General features: G+C 67.0%; 16 protein-coding genes. 10 read left to right on the top strand and 6 right to left on the bottom strand.

Annotated elements, in window-relative coordinates; genetic code table 11:
- Positions 1-64: 64 nt before the first annotated feature.
- Together QE395_RS13815 and QE395_RS13810 are read left to right on the top strand one after the other, a co-directional pair.
- Positions 65-700 carry a DUF2306 domain-containing protein gene (locus tag QE395_RS13815; protein ID WP_306989624.1) on the top strand — a complete coding sequence of 212 codons (636 nt, stop codon included), beginning with the start codon at positions 65-67 and terminating at the stop codon, positions 698-700.
- A gap of 193 nt (positions 701-893) precedes the next feature.
- Positions 894-1,352 (top strand): nuclear transport factor 2 family protein, encoded by a 459-nt coding sequence (locus QE395_RS13810; RefSeq protein WP_095363708.1) that lies wholly within the window; start codon positions 894-896, stop codon positions 1,350-1,352.
- On the opposite strand, the gene QE395_RS13805 is transcribed toward QE395_RS13810, so the two are convergent.
- Complete coding sequence (locus tag QE395_RS13805; protein WP_306989621.1) at positions 1,353-2,837, bottom strand: FAD-dependent oxidoreductase; 1,485 nt, start codon at positions 2,835-2,837, stop codon at positions 1,353-1,355.
- 47 nt (positions 2,838-2,884) lie between these two features.
- On the opposite strand from QE395_RS13805, the gene QE395_RS13800 reads away from it, so the two are divergent.
- Positions 2,885-3,376 (top strand): MarR family winged helix-turn-helix transcriptional regulator, encoded by a 492-nt coding sequence (locus tag QE395_RS13800; protein ID WP_068849701.1) that lies wholly within the window; start codon positions 2,885-2,887, stop codon positions 3,374-3,376.
- Positions 3,377-3,560: 184 nt separating this feature from the next.
- On the opposite strand, the gene QE395_RS13795 is transcribed toward QE395_RS13800, so the two are convergent.
- Positions 3,561-4,313, bottom strand: a complete 753-nt coding sequence (locus QE395_RS13795; RefSeq protein WP_095363711.1) for an SDR family oxidoreductase — start codon at positions 4,311-4,313, stop codon at positions 3,561-3,563.
- A gap of 123 nt (positions 4,314-4,436) precedes the next feature.
- On the opposite strand from QE395_RS13795, the gene QE395_RS13790 reads away from it, so the two are divergent.
- The 4 genes from QE395_RS13790 (at position 4,437) to QE395_RS13775 (ending at position 7,900) form a co-directional block, all read left to right on the top strand.
- Complete coding sequence (locus QE395_RS13790) at positions 4,437-5,414, top strand: LysR family transcriptional regulator (protein WP_083214073.1); 978 nt, start codon at positions 4,437-4,439, stop codon at positions 5,412-5,414.
- 184 nt (positions 5,415-5,598) lie between these two features.
- Complete coding sequence (locus QE395_RS13785; protein WP_095363712.1) at positions 5,599-5,979, top strand: YbjQ family protein; 381 nt, start codon at positions 5,599-5,601, stop codon at positions 5,977-5,979.
- An 87-nt stretch (positions 5,980-6,066) separates the two neighbouring features.
- Positions 6,067-6,786 (top strand): SDR family NAD(P)-dependent oxidoreductase, encoded by a 720-nt coding sequence (locus QE395_RS13780; protein WP_306989618.1) that lies wholly within the window; start codon positions 6,067-6,069, stop codon positions 6,784-6,786.
- Positions 6,787-6,997: 211 nt separating this feature from the next.
- Complete coding sequence (locus QE395_RS13775) at positions 6,998-7,900, top strand: LysR family transcriptional regulator (RefSeq protein ID WP_095363714.1); 903 nt, start codon at positions 6,998-7,000, stop codon at positions 7,898-7,900.
- 40 nt (positions 7,901-7,940) lie between these two features.
- Here QE395_RS13775 and QE395_RS13770 read toward each other — a convergent pair whose 3' ends face one another.
- The 3 genes from QE395_RS13770 to QE395_RS13760 form a co-directional block, all read right to left on the bottom strand.
- On the bottom strand, positions 7,941-8,123 hold the full coding sequence (locus QE395_RS13770; RefSeq protein WP_068849717.1) for a hypothetical protein: 183 nt from the start codon (positions 8,121-8,123) through the stop codon (positions 7,941-7,943).
- Positions 8,120-9,256, bottom strand: coding sequence for a PepSY-associated TM helix domain-containing protein (locus QE395_RS13765; protein WP_095363715.1), 1,137 nt, complete (start codon positions 9,254-9,256; stop codon positions 8,120-8,122). Before QE395_RS13765 ends, QE395_RS13770 begins: the two co-directional genes overlap by 4 nt.
- A gap of 66 nt (positions 9,257-9,322) precedes the next feature.
- Complete coding sequence (locus QE395_RS13760; RefSeq protein ID WP_249833850.1) at positions 9,323-11,413, bottom strand: TonB-dependent siderophore receptor; 2,091 nt, start codon at positions 11,411-11,413, stop codon at positions 9,323-9,325.
- 181 nt (positions 11,414-11,594) lie between these two features.
- Here QE395_RS13760 and QE395_RS13755 point away from each other — a divergent pair, with 181 nt between their 5' ends.
- The 3 genes from QE395_RS13755 to QE395_RS13745 all read left to right on the top strand — a co-directional run bounded on the left by QE395_RS13755 (position 11,595) and on the right by QE395_RS13745 (position 14,834).
- A complete protein-coding gene (locus tag QE395_RS13755; RefSeq protein ID WP_249833851.1) occupies positions 11,595-11,813 on the top strand; it encodes a hypothetical protein in 219 nt (72 codons plus the stop codon).
- Positions 11,814-11,928: 115 nt separating this feature from the next.
- On the top strand, positions 11,929-12,906 hold the full coding sequence (locus tag QE395_RS13750) for a DUF4105 domain-containing protein (protein ID WP_249834331.1): 978 nt from the start codon (positions 11,929-11,931) through the stop codon (positions 12,904-12,906).
- The gene (locus tag QE395_RS13745) at positions 12,903-14,834 is read left to right on the top strand and encodes an alpha/beta fold hydrolase (protein WP_249833852.1); all 1,932 of its coding nucleotides are present in this window, start codon (positions 12,903-12,905) and stop codon (positions 14,832-14,834) included. Before QE395_RS13750 ends, QE395_RS13745 begins: the two co-directional genes overlap by 4 nt.
- A 3-nt stretch (positions 14,835-14,837) precedes the next feature.
- On the opposite strand, the gene QE395_RS13740 is transcribed toward QE395_RS13745, so the two are convergent.
- Positions 14,838-16,196: an MFS transporter gene (locus QE395_RS13740; protein ID WP_306989615.1), complete on the bottom strand. Its 1,359-nt coding sequence runs from the start codon at positions 16,194-16,196 to the stop codon at positions 14,838-14,840.
- Position 16,197: the final 1 nt, after the last annotated feature.

Raw genomic sequence — 16,197 nt, 5'->3', positions numbered from 1 at the left:
AGTAGCTCAACCGGAAGAGACGCTGATGCCATCGCGCCGGGACACAGTGTTGAAAGCCGCATTCGTGGTCGTCACCTGGCTGATCATCGTGGTGGTATCGGCCGAATTCCTGATGGCGGCGTATGCAAAGTACGGGCTTCTGGACAGCCCCGCGTACGGCCGCTTCGTGGATCGCCATGGCTGGCTGTGGCTGCACCTGGCTGGCGGCGTGGTGGCCATCGTGACCGGGCCGATCCAGCTGTTGGCACGCTGGTGGTGGGAGCGTCCCGCACTGCATCGGCGGGTTGGGTATCTCTACTTCGGTGGAGTCCTCACGGCCAGCGCAGCGGCGGCCGGATTGATCGCCACCACCCCGGCACCGCTTTCCATCAAGATTGGTTTTGCCGGTACCGCCCTGGCGTGGTTGACCACGGCGCTGTTGGCCATGATCGCGATCCACCGTGGCCGAGTGGAGCGGCACAGGACGTGGATGATCCGCAACTATGCGGTGACCCTGGCGCCCGTCCTGTTCCGTTTGATGTTGCCGGTAGCCATTGCTTCAGGCCTGGCGCCAAGCGGAACGCTCATCTCGTGCCTGCTGTGGGCAAGCTGGCTGTTGCCCCTCGTCATGTTGGAAGTATTCCGGCGACTGGTCCTGGCTGCTAGGCCTTCGCCCTACCGTTGGAGGACTGCCATCAGGCAGCACCTGCCCTGGTTCTAGATCAACCTGGGTTTCGCGGGTAAAGGCAGGGATTGCGAGGCACATGGTGGCGCGCATTCCTGGTACAACGTCGACGGCACAACCTGCGGGTGTTATCACTGCAAGGTGGTCCGACCTGGCGCGCCGTAGCGGCATCGATCCAATCGTTGGATGCGTCACCTGTTGACTACCTTGTCACTCTCTTGGGGATTCCATGTCCGCACTTGCCCTGCTGTTTGCCGCTGCCGCCACCGCAAATACCCCGGCGGCACCTGATGCCGCCACCGTAGCCGCTATCGAGGCGACCTGCTTTGACTATGTGGATGGCCAGCTGGAAGCCGATCCCCAGCGGGTAGCGCGGTCATTGCATCCAGACCTGGCCAAGCGGATGGTGCTCGGCGAAACCCCGGACGAGCGGCTTGGCCTGCGCCGCATGAGCAAGGAAGAGCTGGTGGGCCTGACCCGCCAGGGCGCGCTGAAGACGCCCAAGGCGGAGTGGGACCGTACCTGCCGCGTGCTGGACGTTACCGGCAACGCGGCCTCGGTGCGGCTGGAGACGCCCTGGTTCGTGGACTACTTCCACATGGGCCGTTTCGGAGAGCGCTGGATCATCGTCAATGCGCTCTGGTACTCCAAGCCCAGAGCGGCCTCCACGGCACCGGCGGCGAAGTAATCAGGGCGAACAGGCCGCGTGATGTGACACCAGATCGGCAAGTCGCCCGCCGTCCGCAACAGCGGCAACATAGCCGTCGGGGCGCACCAGCACCCACTCGTCCGGCCCAAGTCCGTACGCGCGCTGGAAATGCCCATCGCCGTCGCGCAGGTCGCCCTTCGGCCCAATGAGGTGTACGTGCAGGCCGGCGCGCGGCGGCGCAGCGATTCGGTCGGCCGCATGGCCCAGCAGCGTCCAATGGATACCGCGGAGTACCTCGAACAATCGGATGGGTTGCCCGCCCGCGCCCTGCAGCGGTGCATCAGGCGCGCGGTCGCCGGGCTCGATGCGCCCCTCGCGCGATTCGGCCGGCAGCGTAATCGAAGACGCCCGATACCCCAGGTCGAGCTGCTGCACCTCACGACCACGCCGGTTGTCGCCGCGCTGGGCGTGCTCGAGAAGCCTGGTAGCAAGACCGAGCATTGCCGCCGCAACGGGCCTGCGTTCTTCTTCGTAAGTATCGAGCAGTACCTCCGGCGCGCCTTCCAATACGGACGCCAGCTTCCAGCCCAGGTTGTATGCATCCTGCGCGCTGGTGTTCAGTCCCTGGCCGCCGGTAGGGGGATGGGTATGCGCCGCATCGCCCACCAGGAACACCCGGCCCACGCGATACCGATCTGCCAGGCGTGCGTTCATCTGGTACGCGGAAGCCCACGAGACGCCTTCGACCGTGATGTCATCGCGCCCTGTCCGCGCGTGCACCATCGCGGCCAAGCCCTCAACGGACAGGTCCACCTCGACCTCCAGCGGCACCGGTGCCTGCAACTGGAACATGTCCGTGCCCATGAGCGGGCACAGCGAGATGCGGCGTGCCATGTCGTGCTCGTTGAAGTTGTGCCACGCATCGCGGGACAGACCCTGCAGCACGATATCGGCGACGACGGCGCGAACGCCCAGGGTCTGGCCCGGGAAAGGAATCGCCAATGACTGGCGCACGAAGCTGCGGCCGCCGTCGGCGCCGATCAGGTAACGGGTTCTGATCGTCTGCTCGCCGCTGGGCGTGGCGATGCGGACGTGGACACCTTCGCCATCCTGATCGACGCCGAGCAACGTGTGGCTGAATTGCACGGCATGGCCCAGTTCGGCCAAGCGCTCACGCATCACGGCTTCGGTAAGGAACTGCGGCACCATGAGCGGCTGGCGATAAGGCTCGGCGGGGGTAGCCAGCGCAGCTTCCAGCACCGCGCCGTCGGTGCTGCTGCCATCGGCATTGTGGGTACGCGAAAGGGGGTACGGCCCGCCGGTAGCGAACAACCGGTTGAGGATCCCCATGTCCTCGAACACCTCCTGGCTGCGGGGCTGGATGCCCTTGCCGCGCGAGCCATGGAACGGCTGGTCGCGCTGCTCCAGCAGCCTGAAGGACACGCCACGCCGGGCCAGTTCAATGGCCAGGGTCAAACCAGCGGCACCGGCGCCACAGATCACAACATCAGGGGCGTTACCCATCGTTCTCTCCAAGTATGTGTAATATGCACGTATCTGGAGGGGATGCTATGCCTGCGAAAAAGAGAGTGCAAGATACACATATTTCGACCGAGCTGAAGTCGCTGCACCTGTCCATGGTCAGCCTTGTCAGCGTGATGAACCGCCCGCGCAACGACGAGCGACTCCTGCAGGAAGCGGGGGTGAAGCTGGACCAGGCTCTGTTCCGGCTGCTGGTGGTGATCGAGCGGGTCGGGCCGATCGGGGTGGTCGAATTGGCTGACCGGTTGGGTCGCGACTACACGACCATCAGCCGGCAGGTGGCCAAGCTGGCAACCATGGAACTGATCACCCGCCAGGGCAATCCGCAGGACCGCCGGATCCGCGAGGCCACCATTGCGCCCAAAGGCAAGGAGATGACTGACCGCTTGGACGCCGCGCGCGAGCGGATGGGTAGGGTCATCTTCGAATCATGGGAGCCGCAGGAGGTATCGGACCTGGTGCGGCTGATGGCGAAATTCGCCGATGCAATGGAAGCGGTCGAACGTGGGACACCGGAGTAGAGCCACCGAGGCGCTGGCCAACGCGCACTGGCCGAGGCGATAGGCAGCGGCCAACCGCTTCGTTTCGAATCCGTGCCCGGGGTGCCGGGATTACCTGCTCAGCCCGTTGCAGCAGCACACCACTGAATCGCTGCGCGAGCGCTGACCCGACCGCGCGCGATGCCGAGCTTGCAGCCGCACAGGATCAGACCTGCGCCATGCCGCCGTCCACGAACAGCTCGATGCCGTTGACGAAGCTCGCCTGGTCAGAGGCCAGGAATGCCACGGCGTTGGCCACTTCCTGCGGTTCGCCCAGTCGTCCCAGGGGCACCTGCGCTGCCAGGTGGTCGAACAGACCCTGACGGGCGTCGTCGGGCACCAGATCGCCGAGGCCGGGGGTGCGGATTGGCCCGGGGCTGACTACGTTGACCCGGATGCCGCGCTCCTTCAGGTCCAGCGCCCAGGAACGGGCGAAGTTGCGCACTGCTGCCTTGCTGGCGCTGTACACGCTGAAGTTGGCCGTGCCCTGGATGGACACGGTAGAGCCGGTGAGGATGATCGATGCCCCATCGACCAGCAGTGGCAGCGCCTTCTGCACGGTGAACAGGACGCCACGGACATTGGTGGCGAAGATGCGGTCGAAGTGCTCTTCGGTAATCGCGCCCAGCGGCAGCATGTCGCCGCCACCGGCGTTGGCGTGCAGGATATCCAGTCTGCCAGCCTGCGTGGCGATCCGGGCGTAGACCGTGTCCAGGTCGGTGGGAAGCGCCGCATCAGCGCGAATCCCGGTGGCGGCCGGACCGATCGCGGCGACGGCCGCGTCCAGTTCGGCCTGGCGCCGGCCGGTGATGAAGACAGTGGCGCCCAGCGACGCGAGGTGGCGGGCGCTGGCCAGGCCGATGCCCGAGGTGCCGCCGGTGACGAGGGCGATCTTACCGGTAAGGAGGGGGGTGCTCATGATGTTCTCCGTTGGACGAGCGGGAGGATTCCCGCCGCTGTTGGGAGAACGATAGGCTTGGCCGATTGGTGGATAAAGATGGATTAATGATAATCACTATGCATGTGTGTGCATAATGGGCGCATGAACCAACTTTCCGCCATCCGTGCCTTTGCCCGGGTCGTCGAAGCGGGCAGCTTCATCCGCGCCGCCGAGTCCCTGGACATGCCCACCGCTACGCTCAGCAAGCTGGTGCGCGAGCTGGAAGCGCATCTGGGCGTACGCCTGCTGCAGCGGACCACGCGGCGGGTATCGGTCACGGCCGAGGGCCAGGACTACTACGAGAAGGCAGGTCGTCTGCTGCGTGACCTGGAGGATATCGATGCGTCGTTCAGTGCCGCGCGAGGCACGCCGCGGGGACTGTTGCGCGTGGACGTTGGCGGGTCGACCGCACGCGACGTGCTGGTGCCCGCGCTGCCGGCGTTCATGGCGCGGTACCCGGATATCCGCATCGAGCTGGGCGTCTCCGACCGGCCGGTGAACCTGATTGGTGAGAACGCCGACTGCGTGATCCGCGGCGGGCCATTGGACGATTCATCGCTGGTTGCGCGCCATGTTGGCGATGCCACCTTGATCACCTGCGCCAGCCCGGGCTACCTGAAAGCGCATGGCGTGCCCGCCTACCCCGAAGAACTTCGCAACGGGCACCGGCTGGTGAGCTACGTGCTCAGCTCCACCGGGCGCGCCGTGCCGTTCCGCTTCCGGGGTGATGCGGGAAGTGTGGAGATCAAGGGCGGGCACCGCCTTGGCATCAATGAAAGCAACGCCCACCTGGCCGCGGCGATTGCGGGCTTGGGGCTGGTCCAGACCTTCAGCTATGCCGCCGCGCCTGCACTGGCCAGCGGTGCACTGGTGGAAGTGCTGCGGGCCTGGCGGCCGGCGCTGTATCCGTTCCACGTGGTGTATCCGCATAACCGGCACGTGACCCACCGCCTGCGGGTGTTCATCGACTGGCTGGCGGAAATGATGCCAGGGCTGCTGGCAGCCGGTTTCCAGGAACTCGACACCGACGCGCGGGTGGAGAAGCCGGCGACCACGGGTCGTTACAGGGTGCGGGCGTGAGCACACAGCGCCATACAGTTGCGAGGTGCCTGATCGCGGCGGCTTCTTACAGTTGCGGTGTATTGCGCACTTTGGTTGGCGGTATTGGTTCAGACATGCTTACTCTGGATACTCAGGCCGCGACGACCACAGGCGCATTGACCTTCCCACCATCCGGGCAGACCCCCCGGGCAACGAGGCAACCATGGCAGATCCTTACAACAGCGCCGCACGCCCGCCGACCGGGCCGCGCCTTGATGATTCGATGGTGACCACCGCCTTCGAGTTGCCCGGGTTCCGGATCACGCGCAACCTGGGGGTGGTGCGCGGCATCACCGTGCGCTCGCGCTCCATCGTCGGCAATTTCCTGGGCGGTATCCAGACGCTGTTCGGCGGCAACATCACCATCTATACCGAGCTGTGCGAGCAGGCGCGCGAGGAGACCTATCGCGACATGGCCAAGCATGCACGGATGCTGGGGGCCAACGCGATCATCGGCATGCGCTACGACGCGACCGACATCATGACCGGGCTGACCGAGGTGCTGTGCTATGGCACGGCGGTGGTGGTGGAGCCGTTGCGGTGATTCGTTCAAGGGCGATACGCGGTTTGTATCGTGGACTGCTGCAGGTGGTATTGGCGCTGAGCATGCTGTCGGCACGATCCTGTGCGGATGCAGACGCACGACGATGTTTCATTTGAAGGGCAGGTTGGGCTGGTTACCGGTGCAGCCAGTGGACTGGGCCTGGCCTACAGCAGGCTGCTGGCCTCGCGCGGTGCGCGGGTTGTCATGCATGACGTGGGCGCCGGGCTGGATGGAAGCGGGCAGGACCCGGCGCGGATCGATGCGACGGTGGCCCTGCTGCGCGGTACCGGGCTGCAAGTGCATGCCGCGCACGCGGCGATCGACCAGCGCGACGGCTGCCGCGCGCTGATCGCCGACATCGTCGCCCGCCATGGCCGGATCGATTTCATCATCCACAACGCGGGGTGGGTGGAGTACCAGCAGATCGATGCGCTGGAGGAAGACCGCTTCGACCACATGATGACCATCGCGGCCAAGGCGCCGCTGTGGCTGGCCGAGGCGGCGTGGCCGTCGATGCAGGCACGCCACCATGGCCGCATCGTGCTGACCACCTCCGACCGCGCGCTGTATCCGCAGTACGTGCAGAAGGGCCTGGCTGCGTATGCGGCCGCGAAGATGGCAGCGGTGGGTATCGTCAACGTGCTGGCCGCTGAAGGCGCACCGCACAACATCGTGGTCAATGCCATCTCGCCGGTGGCCAAGACCCGCATGTGGGGCGTGGAGGGCGAGCCCGATGAGCTGCACCCGGATGCGGTCGCGCCGGGCGTTGCCTTCCTGGCATCAACGGCCTGCCGCGATGGCGGCTAGATCCTGCGTGCCAGCAACGGCCAGTTCCACGCAACCCGCAGCGTGGAGGCCGACGATGTGGCCTACCCGCGCGACCTGCGCGCCACGTCCGCCGACAGCATCGAAGACATTGCTGCGCAATGGTCGCGCATCGCGCAGCCCGCGGTGGAACCACGCAGGTAGTCAACGGCACGGCATACTGGCGGGGTTTCCGTCCAGCGCATGCATGCCCATGGTTGATCTCCGCCTGCTTCGCCAGTTCGTTGCTGTTGCTGAAGAACTGCACTTCCACCGCGCGGCCGCGCGCCTGCACATGTCGCAGCCACCGCTGACAGCGGCCATCCGCAAGCTGGAAGACGAGATCGGCAGCGAGCTCATCCAGCGCGGCAACCGTACCCTTGGGCTCACCGCCGCCGGGGCAGTGCTGCTGGCCGAGGCACGCCTGCTGCTGCAGCAGGCCGACCATGCGCTGGTCGCCACTCGCGATGCAGCTGAAGGGCGCACCGGTACCGTGCGGCTGGGCTATGTGGGCAGCGCGCTGTACGGGCGCCTGCCCGGGGTGATCCGCAGCTTCCGCCAGAGCAGCCCGGACGTTCGCCTGGAGTTGATCGAAGCCACCTCCGCACGCCAGATCCAGATGCTGCGCGAACAGCGGATCGACGTGGGCGTGGTGATTCCACCGGTGTTCGAGGCCGACGACATGCGGCTGCAGGCATTCGACAGCGACCGCCTGGCGATCGCGCTGCCGCGCGCGCACCCGCTCGCAGAGCAGGCGCATCTCACGGTCGCGATGTTGGCCGACGAACCGTTCGTGCTGTGGCCGGCGCGCGAGGGCAGGGGCTTCCATTCGCAGGTCGTGCGCCTGTGCGCGGCCGCAGGATTCACACCGCGGGTGGTGCAGGAAGCGCACGGCATGCACGCGGTGCTGTCACTGGTCGCGGTGGAGGCGGGCATCTCGGTGGTACCCGCCAGCATGGCCGGGTTCCGCAGTGCGGAAGTCGCCTATCACCCGTTGGCGGGGGGCGAGGCCACGTTCGAGCTGCAGCTGTGCCTGCGCGCAGATGAAGCATCGCCGGCGGCACTCAACTTCGCCCGCCACGGGGCCGGGGGCCGACCGGGCAATGCCGACCGGTAGTGCCGACCGTTGGTCGGCACCGCGAGCCCGGATCACCCCGTCACCGGGTGCGTTTCACCCAGGCGCGCACTACCAGGCCGATCAATGCGGCGAAGACGACCCACGACACGACGTCGAACACGCCATCGCCAACCAGCGCGCTGACCAGCCCCAGCAGGCTTGCCGCGGCGATCCACGCTGGCGCCGTGAACGGGCTGCCATTGGGCGCAGGCGTCCGGCTCATGCCGCACCCCCGGTTTTTTCAGCGCGCTCGATCTCGGTTACCCGCGCTTCGGTGCTGCCGCGCTTGAACCACAGGTACAGGCCGCTGACCAGTACCGCGATGGTGAGCAGGTCCAGCAGCGCCCACAGGATCTTCAACGGCAGCTTGCCGTAGTCGCCGAAGTGCAGCGGCTGGCTGAGCAGCAGCACGCTCATGTAGGTGGGCAGCTGCGGCTGGGCCGTGAGTTCGCCGGTGCCCGCATCGATCAGCACCGGGCGGTACAGGCGTTCGGTGAGCGGGGTGTTGCCCTGCATGAACACGCCATAGTGGTGGTCGCCGCTGTAGCCGGTGCCGGGGAAGCTGACGAACGCCGGGCGCATGCCGGGCTCGGCAGCGCGTGCGGTGTCCACCGCGGCCTGCAGCGAGGCCAGCGTGGTCGGACGCGGCTGGCCGGCGTAACGCGCGGCGAACTCGCCCAGCTGCTGGCTCTGCCAGGCGGTTTCCAGTGGCTTCGCAATCGTGTTGATGGCGCCGGTGATACCCACCACCAGCGCCCAGCCCAGGGTGACCACGCCGATCACGTTGTGCAGGTCCAGCCAGGCCAGCCGGCGGCTGCGCCCGGTGCGCAGGGTGCCGAAACGCTGGCGGCGCATGAAGGGGCCGTACAGCACCAGGCCGGAGATGATCGCCACGGCGAACAGCAGGCCCATCGCGCCCATGAACAGCATCCCGGGCAGGCCGAGGAACAGGTCGGTGTGCAGCCGGTACAGGAAGTACATCACCCCTTCGTTGAACTGCGGCGCGGGCAACACCTCACCGCTGCTGGCATCGAGCAGTGCGGTCTTCATCTGCGGCGGCGGCGTGGCCGGCTCGGTGCCGGTGTTGACGTACACCGTGTGGCCGTCCCAGTCCCAACCCACGAACAGCGGCACGTTGCCCGGGTACTGCGCCACGGCGGTGCGCACCTGTTCATCCAGGTTGCGATGCGCGGCCTGCGGCTGCGGGTTGTCCACGTGCGGTTCGCTGAGGTGGGCGATTTCCTCGCCGAACACCAGCGGCAGGCCGGTCACGCACAACAGCAGCAGGAACAGGGTGCAGACCAGGCTGGTCCACTTGTGGACCAGGAACCAGGCTTTGATGGCGGAACGTTGCATTGAATTCTCTGGCGGCGGCTGGAGAGGGTACGGACACGGTAGTGCCGGGCCACGCCCGGCACACCGTCAGAACCGGTACGAAATCGTTCCGGTCACCGTGCGCGGGTTGCCGGTGAAGCAGTCACCGAAATTACGGCACGGGGCGAAGTACTTCTTGTCGCCCAGGTTGGTGATGTTCAGCGCCATCGTCCAGTCGGTCACCTGCACTTCGGCCAGCGCGTCCACCAGCGTGTAGCTGGGCGTGCGGATGAAACCACCGTAGCCCAGCGACTGGGTGTTGCCCACGTAGCGGCCACCGATGCCCAGGCGCAGGCGCGCGTCGTCGACCAGCTGGAAGGCCTTGCCCAGCCATACCGAGGCCAGCTCCTGCGGGGTGTCGTTGAGGCGCTGGTTCACTTCCATGGCGAAGTTGCTCTTGGTCACTTCGGCCTTGTTGCGCGAGTACGCCGCGGTGAGGGTGATGTCGTGCGCGAACTGGAACTGGCCCTCGACTTCCACGCCCTTCGATTCGATCTCACCGGTCTGGATCACGTTCAAGACGTTGTCCGGATCGTTGGTCTGGCGGTTGGTTTCGGTGATGCGATAGGCGGCCAGGGTGACCAGCATGTTCGACGCCGGCTGCCACTTGATGCCGCCTTCCCACTGGTCGCCCTGCATCGGCTTGAACGCACGGCCGTACAGATCCTGGCCGGTTACCGGCAGGAACGACTCGCTGTAGCTGATGTACGGCGAGACGCCCGCGCCGATCTCGCCGATCAGGCCGGCGCGGTAGGTGGTGGCGTTGTCGGTCTGGCTGGGCAGGCCTTCGGTCTTGCTGCGCGCGTGGTCGCGGCGTGCGCCCAGCACCAGCGAGACGCGGTCGGCCCAGCGGATCTGGTCCTGCAGGTACACGCCCAGCTGGGTGGTCTGCTGGTCGGGCAGGCGGTCCCAGCCGTTGATGGTCACGCCGGTGGAGATCGGGTTGTAGATGTCGATCGGGGTCGGGGTGGCATCCAGGTTCCAGGACTTCTCGCGGTAATCGCTATAGTCCACGCCGGCCAGCAGCAGGTGCTGGAAGGCGCCGGTGGCGAAGTCGAACTGCACCGCGTTGTCGCTGGTCAGCGAACGCACGTCCGGGCGCACGCCGTAGGCATTGCGGTTGAGCACGCGCTTGTCGGCATCGATGAACGGGTCCAGCGGATTGGAGTAGGTGTCCGGGTACAGTTCGCGGAATTCGGTCTTGCCATCCAGGTAGCGCACGGCCGAGCGCAGGCTGATGCTGTCGCTGAAGCTGTGGTCGAACAGGGCGGTCACGCTGTACACGCGCGAATCGAGTTTGTCGAAATCGCGGTCGCCCAGGAACGTCGATGGATCCAGGCGCGGTGAACCGGCCGGTGCATTCAGGGTCGCCACCACCGGCAGGAACTGCTGGCTGGAGGCGGTCTTGTCGTGCTGGTAGCTGGCCAGCACGGTGAGGGTGCTGCGCTCGCCCTGCCAGCTGATCGACGGCGCCAGGTACACGCGGTCATCGTCGATGGTGTCAGTCTGCATGCCGGATTCGCGCACCAGGCCGACGAAGCGACCGGCCAGGGTGCCGGCGTCGTTCAGGGTGCCGGCCACGTCGCCCTGGAACTGTCTGCGGTCGAAGTTGCCCAGCTGCAGGGCCACTTCGCCGCCGAGGTCGCCGAAGGTCGGGCGCTTGGTGATGGCATTGATGATGCCGCCGGTGGCGCCGGCGCCGTACAGCACCGACGAGGGGCCGCGCAGCACTTCCACCCGCTCCAGGCCGTACACCTCGGTGCGTGCCAGCGGATTGAAGCCGTAGCTGCGGCGCAGGCCGTCCAGGTATTGCACCGGGTCGAGGCCGCGCACGGTGCTGCCGTCGCTGCGGGTATCCAGGCCGTAGGCATCGGCGGTCACGCCGGCGCTGTAACGCAGGGTTTCCTGCAGGTTGCGGGCGCCACGGTCGGTGAACAGCTCGCGGGTCACCACGCTGATCGCCTGCGGGGTCTGGGTGAGCGGGGTATCGGTCTTGGTGGCAGTACTCGCGCGGTCGGCGACCACGCTGACCGCGTCGAGGGTACGGGCGGCGCTGCTGTCCTGGGCATGGGCCATCGCGGACGCCAGCAGGGTGGGGACCAGCAGGAGCAAGGACGAGCGGCGGGACAGGGCAGGCATGACGGGGATCCCGGGGGAGTAAGGGCCCGGATTATCGGGAGGTGAGGATGCGAACGCAAATGAATCTCAGATACAAGCCTATGGGGCGCGGTTTTCATCCGTCTGCCACATCCCCTGCACGAGCCCTACGCGTTGCCGGTCTTAACGTAGTCCGTCCCCGTTTCGTCATTGGAGACACGCCATGAATACCCTGCAGACGGCCGCCCGGGCGATGCGCAACGGCCTGGAGGAGATGGCGGCCCTGTTGGTGGGCGAGCGTGCCGAGGACCTGCGCCGTGACGATACCGCCGCGCCGGGCGTGGGTATTCCGATGCCACGCCGACTGCCGCTGCGCCGCGCGCTGCCGCGCGCCCGCAAGGGCATGGCGCCGTGGCAGAAGGTGGGCGCCCCGCGTCGCTGAGCGAACCTGAACAGGGGAACATGTCCCCCACACCGCGGTTATGGCTAACTAGCGCCCCGACCAACCGACGGAACGATGTGTGAAGACAGCAGGACGATGGGGGCTGGCCGTATTGATGCTGGTCGCAGCGCTGTGGGTAGCCGGGCTGCTGGCGTACCAGCTTTCCGGGCCGGGTTGGCTGAAGGGTGTGCTGTTGGCGGGGTGGGGCGCCTTTGCGCTTGCCACCGCTGTTGCCGTTGGCCGCGCCCGCGCCGGGCGCTGGCCGGGCCCGCTGTTCGTGGCCGCGCTGGTCCTCTGCGGCGTGTGGTGGCTGCTGCTCAGCCCACGCCAGGACCGGGTCTGGGCCGATGATGTCGCCCAGCGGCTGAAGGTGGTGGAATTCGACGGCTCCCGGGTGGTGCTCGACAACGTGCGCAACTTCACCTGGCGCACCGATGACGACCACGACGTGCGCTGGGAGCGCCGCGAGTACGACCTGGACCAGCTGCGTTCGGCCGACCTGGTGCTGTCGTACTGGATGGGGCCGATGATCGCGCACACACTGGTCTCGTTCGGCTTCGCCGATGGCCGCCAGCTGGTGTTCTCGCTGGAGATCCGTAAAGAGCGCGGCGAATCGTTCTCGGCGCTGGGCGGGTTCTTCCGCAAGTTCGAGATGACCCTGGTGGCGGCCGAGGAAACCGACATCGTGCGGGTGCGCAGCAACGTGCGCGGCGAGGATGTGTACCTGTATCGCCTGAAGGGCATGACCCGCGACCAGCTCAAGGGCCTGTTCGTGTCCTACCTGGGCGAAGCGCGCAGACTGGATGCCGCACCGGCGTTCTACAACACGCTGACCAGCAACTGCACCACCATCGTGTACGAACTTGCCAAGCAGATCGCGCCGGGGTTGCCGCTGGATTACCGGCTGCTCGCCTCCGGCTATTTCGCCGAATACGCGCGTGACCTGGGCGTGCTCACGCCCGGCGTGGACTTCGCCACGCTGAAGGCGCGCGGGCGCATCACCGATCGCGCGCGTGCCGCTGGCGATGATCCGCGCTTCTCGCAGCTGATCCGCGTCGGTGTGCCGGGCATCGACCCGGAGGTGCAGCCATGAGCCGGCTCCTTCGCCGTGGTGCGCCCCTGCTGGCGGTGCTGCTGTCGCTGCTGCTGTCCAGCGGCTGCGCCATGGTCACCATGAAGCAGGTCTCGCCCACCGATTACCTGGCCAACAAGCGCGGCGATGTGCTCACCTCCGGCAAGTTCAGCATGGCCTCGCAGGAAACGCTGAGCGTGATCGGTCTGGACGTGGCGCTGTGCGAGAAGGATGTTGCCGCCTGCGAGAAGACCCTGAAGGACACCCGCGACCTGCCCGAGGAACAGCGGCTGTCAACGCTGTCCGAGCTGTGGGTGAAGAACGCGCTGGCACTCACGCCCAAGCCGAAGGACCGCGACAAGACCCCGATGTCCGATGCGGCGCTGGATGCGTGGCTGGAAGCAGCGCGGTACGCGTATGCCTACCTGTTCTTCAGCGGGCGCACGCCGTCGGACCGCGCGTTCGAAGACCGCCAGACCCAGGTGCGCGACTACTACAACTATGCCGCCGAACAGACCGCCACGGTGGTGTTCAAGCGCAGCCGCGAAAGCGCGCTGGAAGGGGAGGACTACAACGCCGCGGTGGCGGGCGAGCGCTGGACGCTGACCTCGGACTTCGACGAGCTGCGCCTGGCCAGCATTCCCACCACGATGGTGTCGGCATCTTCGGTGAGTTTCGCCGGCCTGCGCAGTACCTATCGCCGCGACGGCTTTGGTGCCGAGCTGGTGGTGGTGATGGACCCGCCCAAGCTGATCGCGCCGGTGGACGGTGAGAAGGCCGAGATTCCGCAGTACAGCGAGATGTCGGCAATCAATGCCACCGCGTTGCTGCGCTTCAAGGGCGATACGCTGCAGCAGGTGCTGGACACCACCCAGGTGCTGTTCGACGTGTATTCGCCTGAATCCACCGAAAGCGTGGACCTGCATGGCGAGAAGGTGCCGCTGGCCGGCAACTTCACCGCCGCTTACGGCATGTGGCTGGCCCAGTCCGGCTTTGCCACCCAGTCGCTGCGCACGCTGTTCGGCCTGAGCGAAGGCATTGCCGAACCGCACATGTACCTGATGCAGCCGTGGGATCCCAACCGCCGCATCATCTTCATGCTGCATGGGCTGGGCAGCAGCCCGGAGGCCTGGGTGAACGTGGCCAACGAGATCCTGGGCGATCCCGAGCTGCGCAGACACTTCCAGGTGTGGCAGGTGTACTACCCGACCAATGCGCCGATTGCACTGAACCGTTTCGAGATCGACCAGGCGTTCGACAACACGCTCCGGCATTTCGACCCCAAGGGCACTTCGCGTGCGTCGAAGGACATGGTGTTCATCGGCCACAGCATGGGGGGCGTGCTGGCCCGGTTGCTGGTCACCAGTTCCGGCGACACGTTGTGGAACCAGCTGCTGGCCAACTACGACCTGAAGGGTGAACGGCTCAAGCGCGTCCAGGCCAAACTGGGCCCGCTGCTGCACTTCGATGCCGAACCGAACGTGGAGCGCGCCATCTTCATCGCCGCACCCCACCAGGGCACCGATATCGCCGGCAACCGGGTCGGACGCTTCATCGGGCGCCTGGTGCGCCTGCCGATCACCATCCTCGGCAAGTTCGAGGATGTGTTCCAGGCCCTGCAGCAATCCGAAGTGCAGTCGGCGCAGGCCACCAAGCTGCAGATTCCCAACAGCATCGACAACCTCAAGGCCACCGATCCGTTCGTGAAGGCGGCCGCCGCCCTGCCGATCATGCCGGGCCTGAAGTACCACTCGATCATCGCCCAGCGCAGACCCGAGGTGCCGCTGGAGCAGTCCGACGACGGCCTGGTGCCCTACTGGAGTGCGCACCTGCCCGGCGCGGTGTCGGAGAAGGTGATCATCTCCGGCCACAGCGTGCAGGAAACCCCGCAGGCGGTGCTGGAGATCCGGCGGATCCTGCGCGAAGACCTGGAAGAGGTGGCGCCGTAGCGGTCAGACCCGCCGCGCCACCAGCACGCTCGCAGCGGCCAGCAGCAACATGATCGCGAACGTCTGCAGATAGCCCAGGGTGACATCCACCGAGAGCATCAGCGCGAACAGCGAGCCGGAAACGGCCAGCGTGGTGGCCACGCCCAGCGCCTCGCTCAACTGCAGCGCAGAGGTGTTCGCGCCCTGCTGCGCCGGCGGCGACAACGACGACGTCAGCACCGACAGGCTCGGGTAGATCAGCCCCATGCCGAGTCCGGTCAAGGTCCACCCGGCCAGCGCCAGGGCCAACGGTACGCCGGGCTGGATCGCCAGCGCGGTGCCGATGATGCCGGTACACATCAGCAGCGCGCCGGCGGTGAGCAGCTGGCGACGCGACAGCCCCTGGCCGCCATGGCCCTGGAACCACGACCCGCTGAACCAGCCCAACGCGCCCAGGCTCAACGCCACCCCGGCCAGCAGGGGGCTCAGGCCACGCTCACGCTGCAGCAGCAGCGGCAGGAACGCTTCGCAGCCAAAGAACGCCGACGCCGCAATACCGCGCAGGGCGATCACGCTGGGCAGGCCACGGCGCAGGCGCAGGGTGCCGCGCGGCAGCAGCTTCCAGCTGCACAGCGCCAACAGCGCCACCGCCGGCAGCAGCACGGCCAGGGCCGGCCAGCCTACCTGCTGGCCGCCCACGTACAGCAGCAGCGCGCCGACCGACGCACCGATCGCCCAGCGCACCACGCTGCCCTCCGAACGCGGCGCGGCAGCCAGCGGCGGCACCGCGCGCAGGGCGGGCCGCAGCAGCAGCGCGGCCGGGATGGCCAGCAACGGCACACCCAGGAACACCCAGCGCCAGCCGGCGTGCTGCACGATCAGGCCGCTGATGGCCGGCCCGATCAGCGAGGGCACCACCCAACCTGCCGAAAACGCGGCAAAGACGCGTGGCCGCAGCGATTCGGGAAACGTGCGCCCGACCAGCACGTACAGCGAAACGGAAATGGCACCGGCGCCCAGCCCCTGCAGCAGCCGGCCGATCACAAGCACCGGCATGTGCTGGGCCAGCCCGGCCACCAGCAGGCCGGCGATGAAGCAGCACAGGCCCAGCCACAACGGCCGGGCCGGGCCAAGCCGGTCGCTCCAGCGGCCCGCCAGTGTCATGCCGATCACGCTGGTGGCCAGCGTGCCGCCGAACGCCAGCGCGTACAGGCGCAGGCCATCCAGCTCATGCGCCACGGTAGGCATGGCCGCAGCCACGGCCAGCGCTTCGAACGCGTGCAGCGACACCAGCGCGACCATGCCGATGGTGGTGGCGCGGTAGCGCGGCGAGAGGATCGACGTGGAGCCGTCGGCGGGCAGTGCAGCGACATCGGAAGACATG

It is taken from the genome of Stenotrophomonas sp. SORGH_AS_0282 (assembly GCF_030818125.1).
GTDB classification, from domain to species: Bacteria; Pseudomonadota; Gammaproteobacteria; order Xanthomonadales; family Xanthomonadaceae; genus Stenotrophomonas; species Stenotrophomonas rhizophila_A.
This window is presented reverse-complemented; position numbering and strand designations above follow the sequence as displayed.

Bases quoted from the DNA above. Each gene is read 5' to 3' on its own strand.
- QE395_RS13810 (WP_095363708.1), top strand. From the start codon at position 894: ATGTCCGCACTTGCCCTGCTGTTTGCCGCTGCCGCCACCGCAAATACC.
- QE395_RS13740 (WP_306989615.1), bottom strand. From the start codon at position 16,196: ATGTCTTCCGATGTCGCTGCACTGCCCGCCGACGGCTCCACGTCGATC.
- QE395_RS13765 (WP_095363715.1), bottom strand. From the start codon at position 9,256: ATGCAACGTTCCGCCATCAAAGCCTGGTTCCTGGTCCACAAGTGGACC.
- QE395_RS13750 (WP_249834331.1), top strand. From the start codon at position 11,929: ATGCTGGTCGCAGCGCTGTGGGTAGCCGGGCTGCTGGCGTACCAGCTT.
- QE395_RS13755 (WP_249833851.1), top strand. From the start codon at position 11,595: ATGAATACCCTGCAGACGGCCGCCCGGGCGATGCGCAACGGCCTGGAG.
- QE395_RS13780 (WP_306989618.1), top strand. From the start codon at position 6,067: ATGCAGACGCACGACGATGTTTCATTTGAAGGGCAGGTTGGGCTGGTT.
- QE395_RS13760 (WP_249833850.1), bottom strand. From the start codon at position 11,413: ATGCCTGCCCTGTCCCGCCGCTCGTCCTTGCTCCTGCTGGTCCCCACC.
- QE395_RS13745 (WP_249833852.1), top strand. From the start codon at position 12,903: ATGAGCCGGCTCCTTCGCCGTGGTGCGCCCCTGCTGGCGGTGCTGCTG.
- QE395_RS13770 (WP_068849717.1), bottom strand. From the start codon at position 8,123: ATGAGCCGGACGCCTGCGCCCAATGGCAGCCCGTTCACGGCGCCAGCG.
- QE395_RS13775 (WP_095363714.1), top strand. From the start codon at position 6,998: ATGGTTGATCTCCGCCTGCTTCGCCAGTTCGTTGCTGTTGCTGAAGAA.
- QE395_RS13790 (WP_083214073.1), top strand. From the start codon at position 4,437: ATGAACCAACTTTCCGCCATCCGTGCCTTTGCCCGGGTCGTCGAAGCG.
- QE395_RS13800 (WP_068849701.1), top strand. From the start codon at position 2,885: ATGCCTGCGAAAAAGAGAGTGCAAGATACACATATTTCGACCGAGCTG.
- QE395_RS13785 (WP_095363712.1), top strand. From the start codon at position 5,599: ATGGCAGATCCTTACAACAGCGCCGCACGCCCGCCGACCGGGCCGCGC.
- QE395_RS13805 (WP_306989621.1), bottom strand. From the start codon at position 2,837: ATGGGTAACGCCCCTGATGTTGTGATCTGTGGCGCCGGTGCCGCTGGT.
- QE395_RS13795 (WP_095363711.1), bottom strand. From the start codon at position 4,313: ATGAGCACCCCCCTCCTTACCGGTAAGATCGCCCTCGTCACCGGCGGC.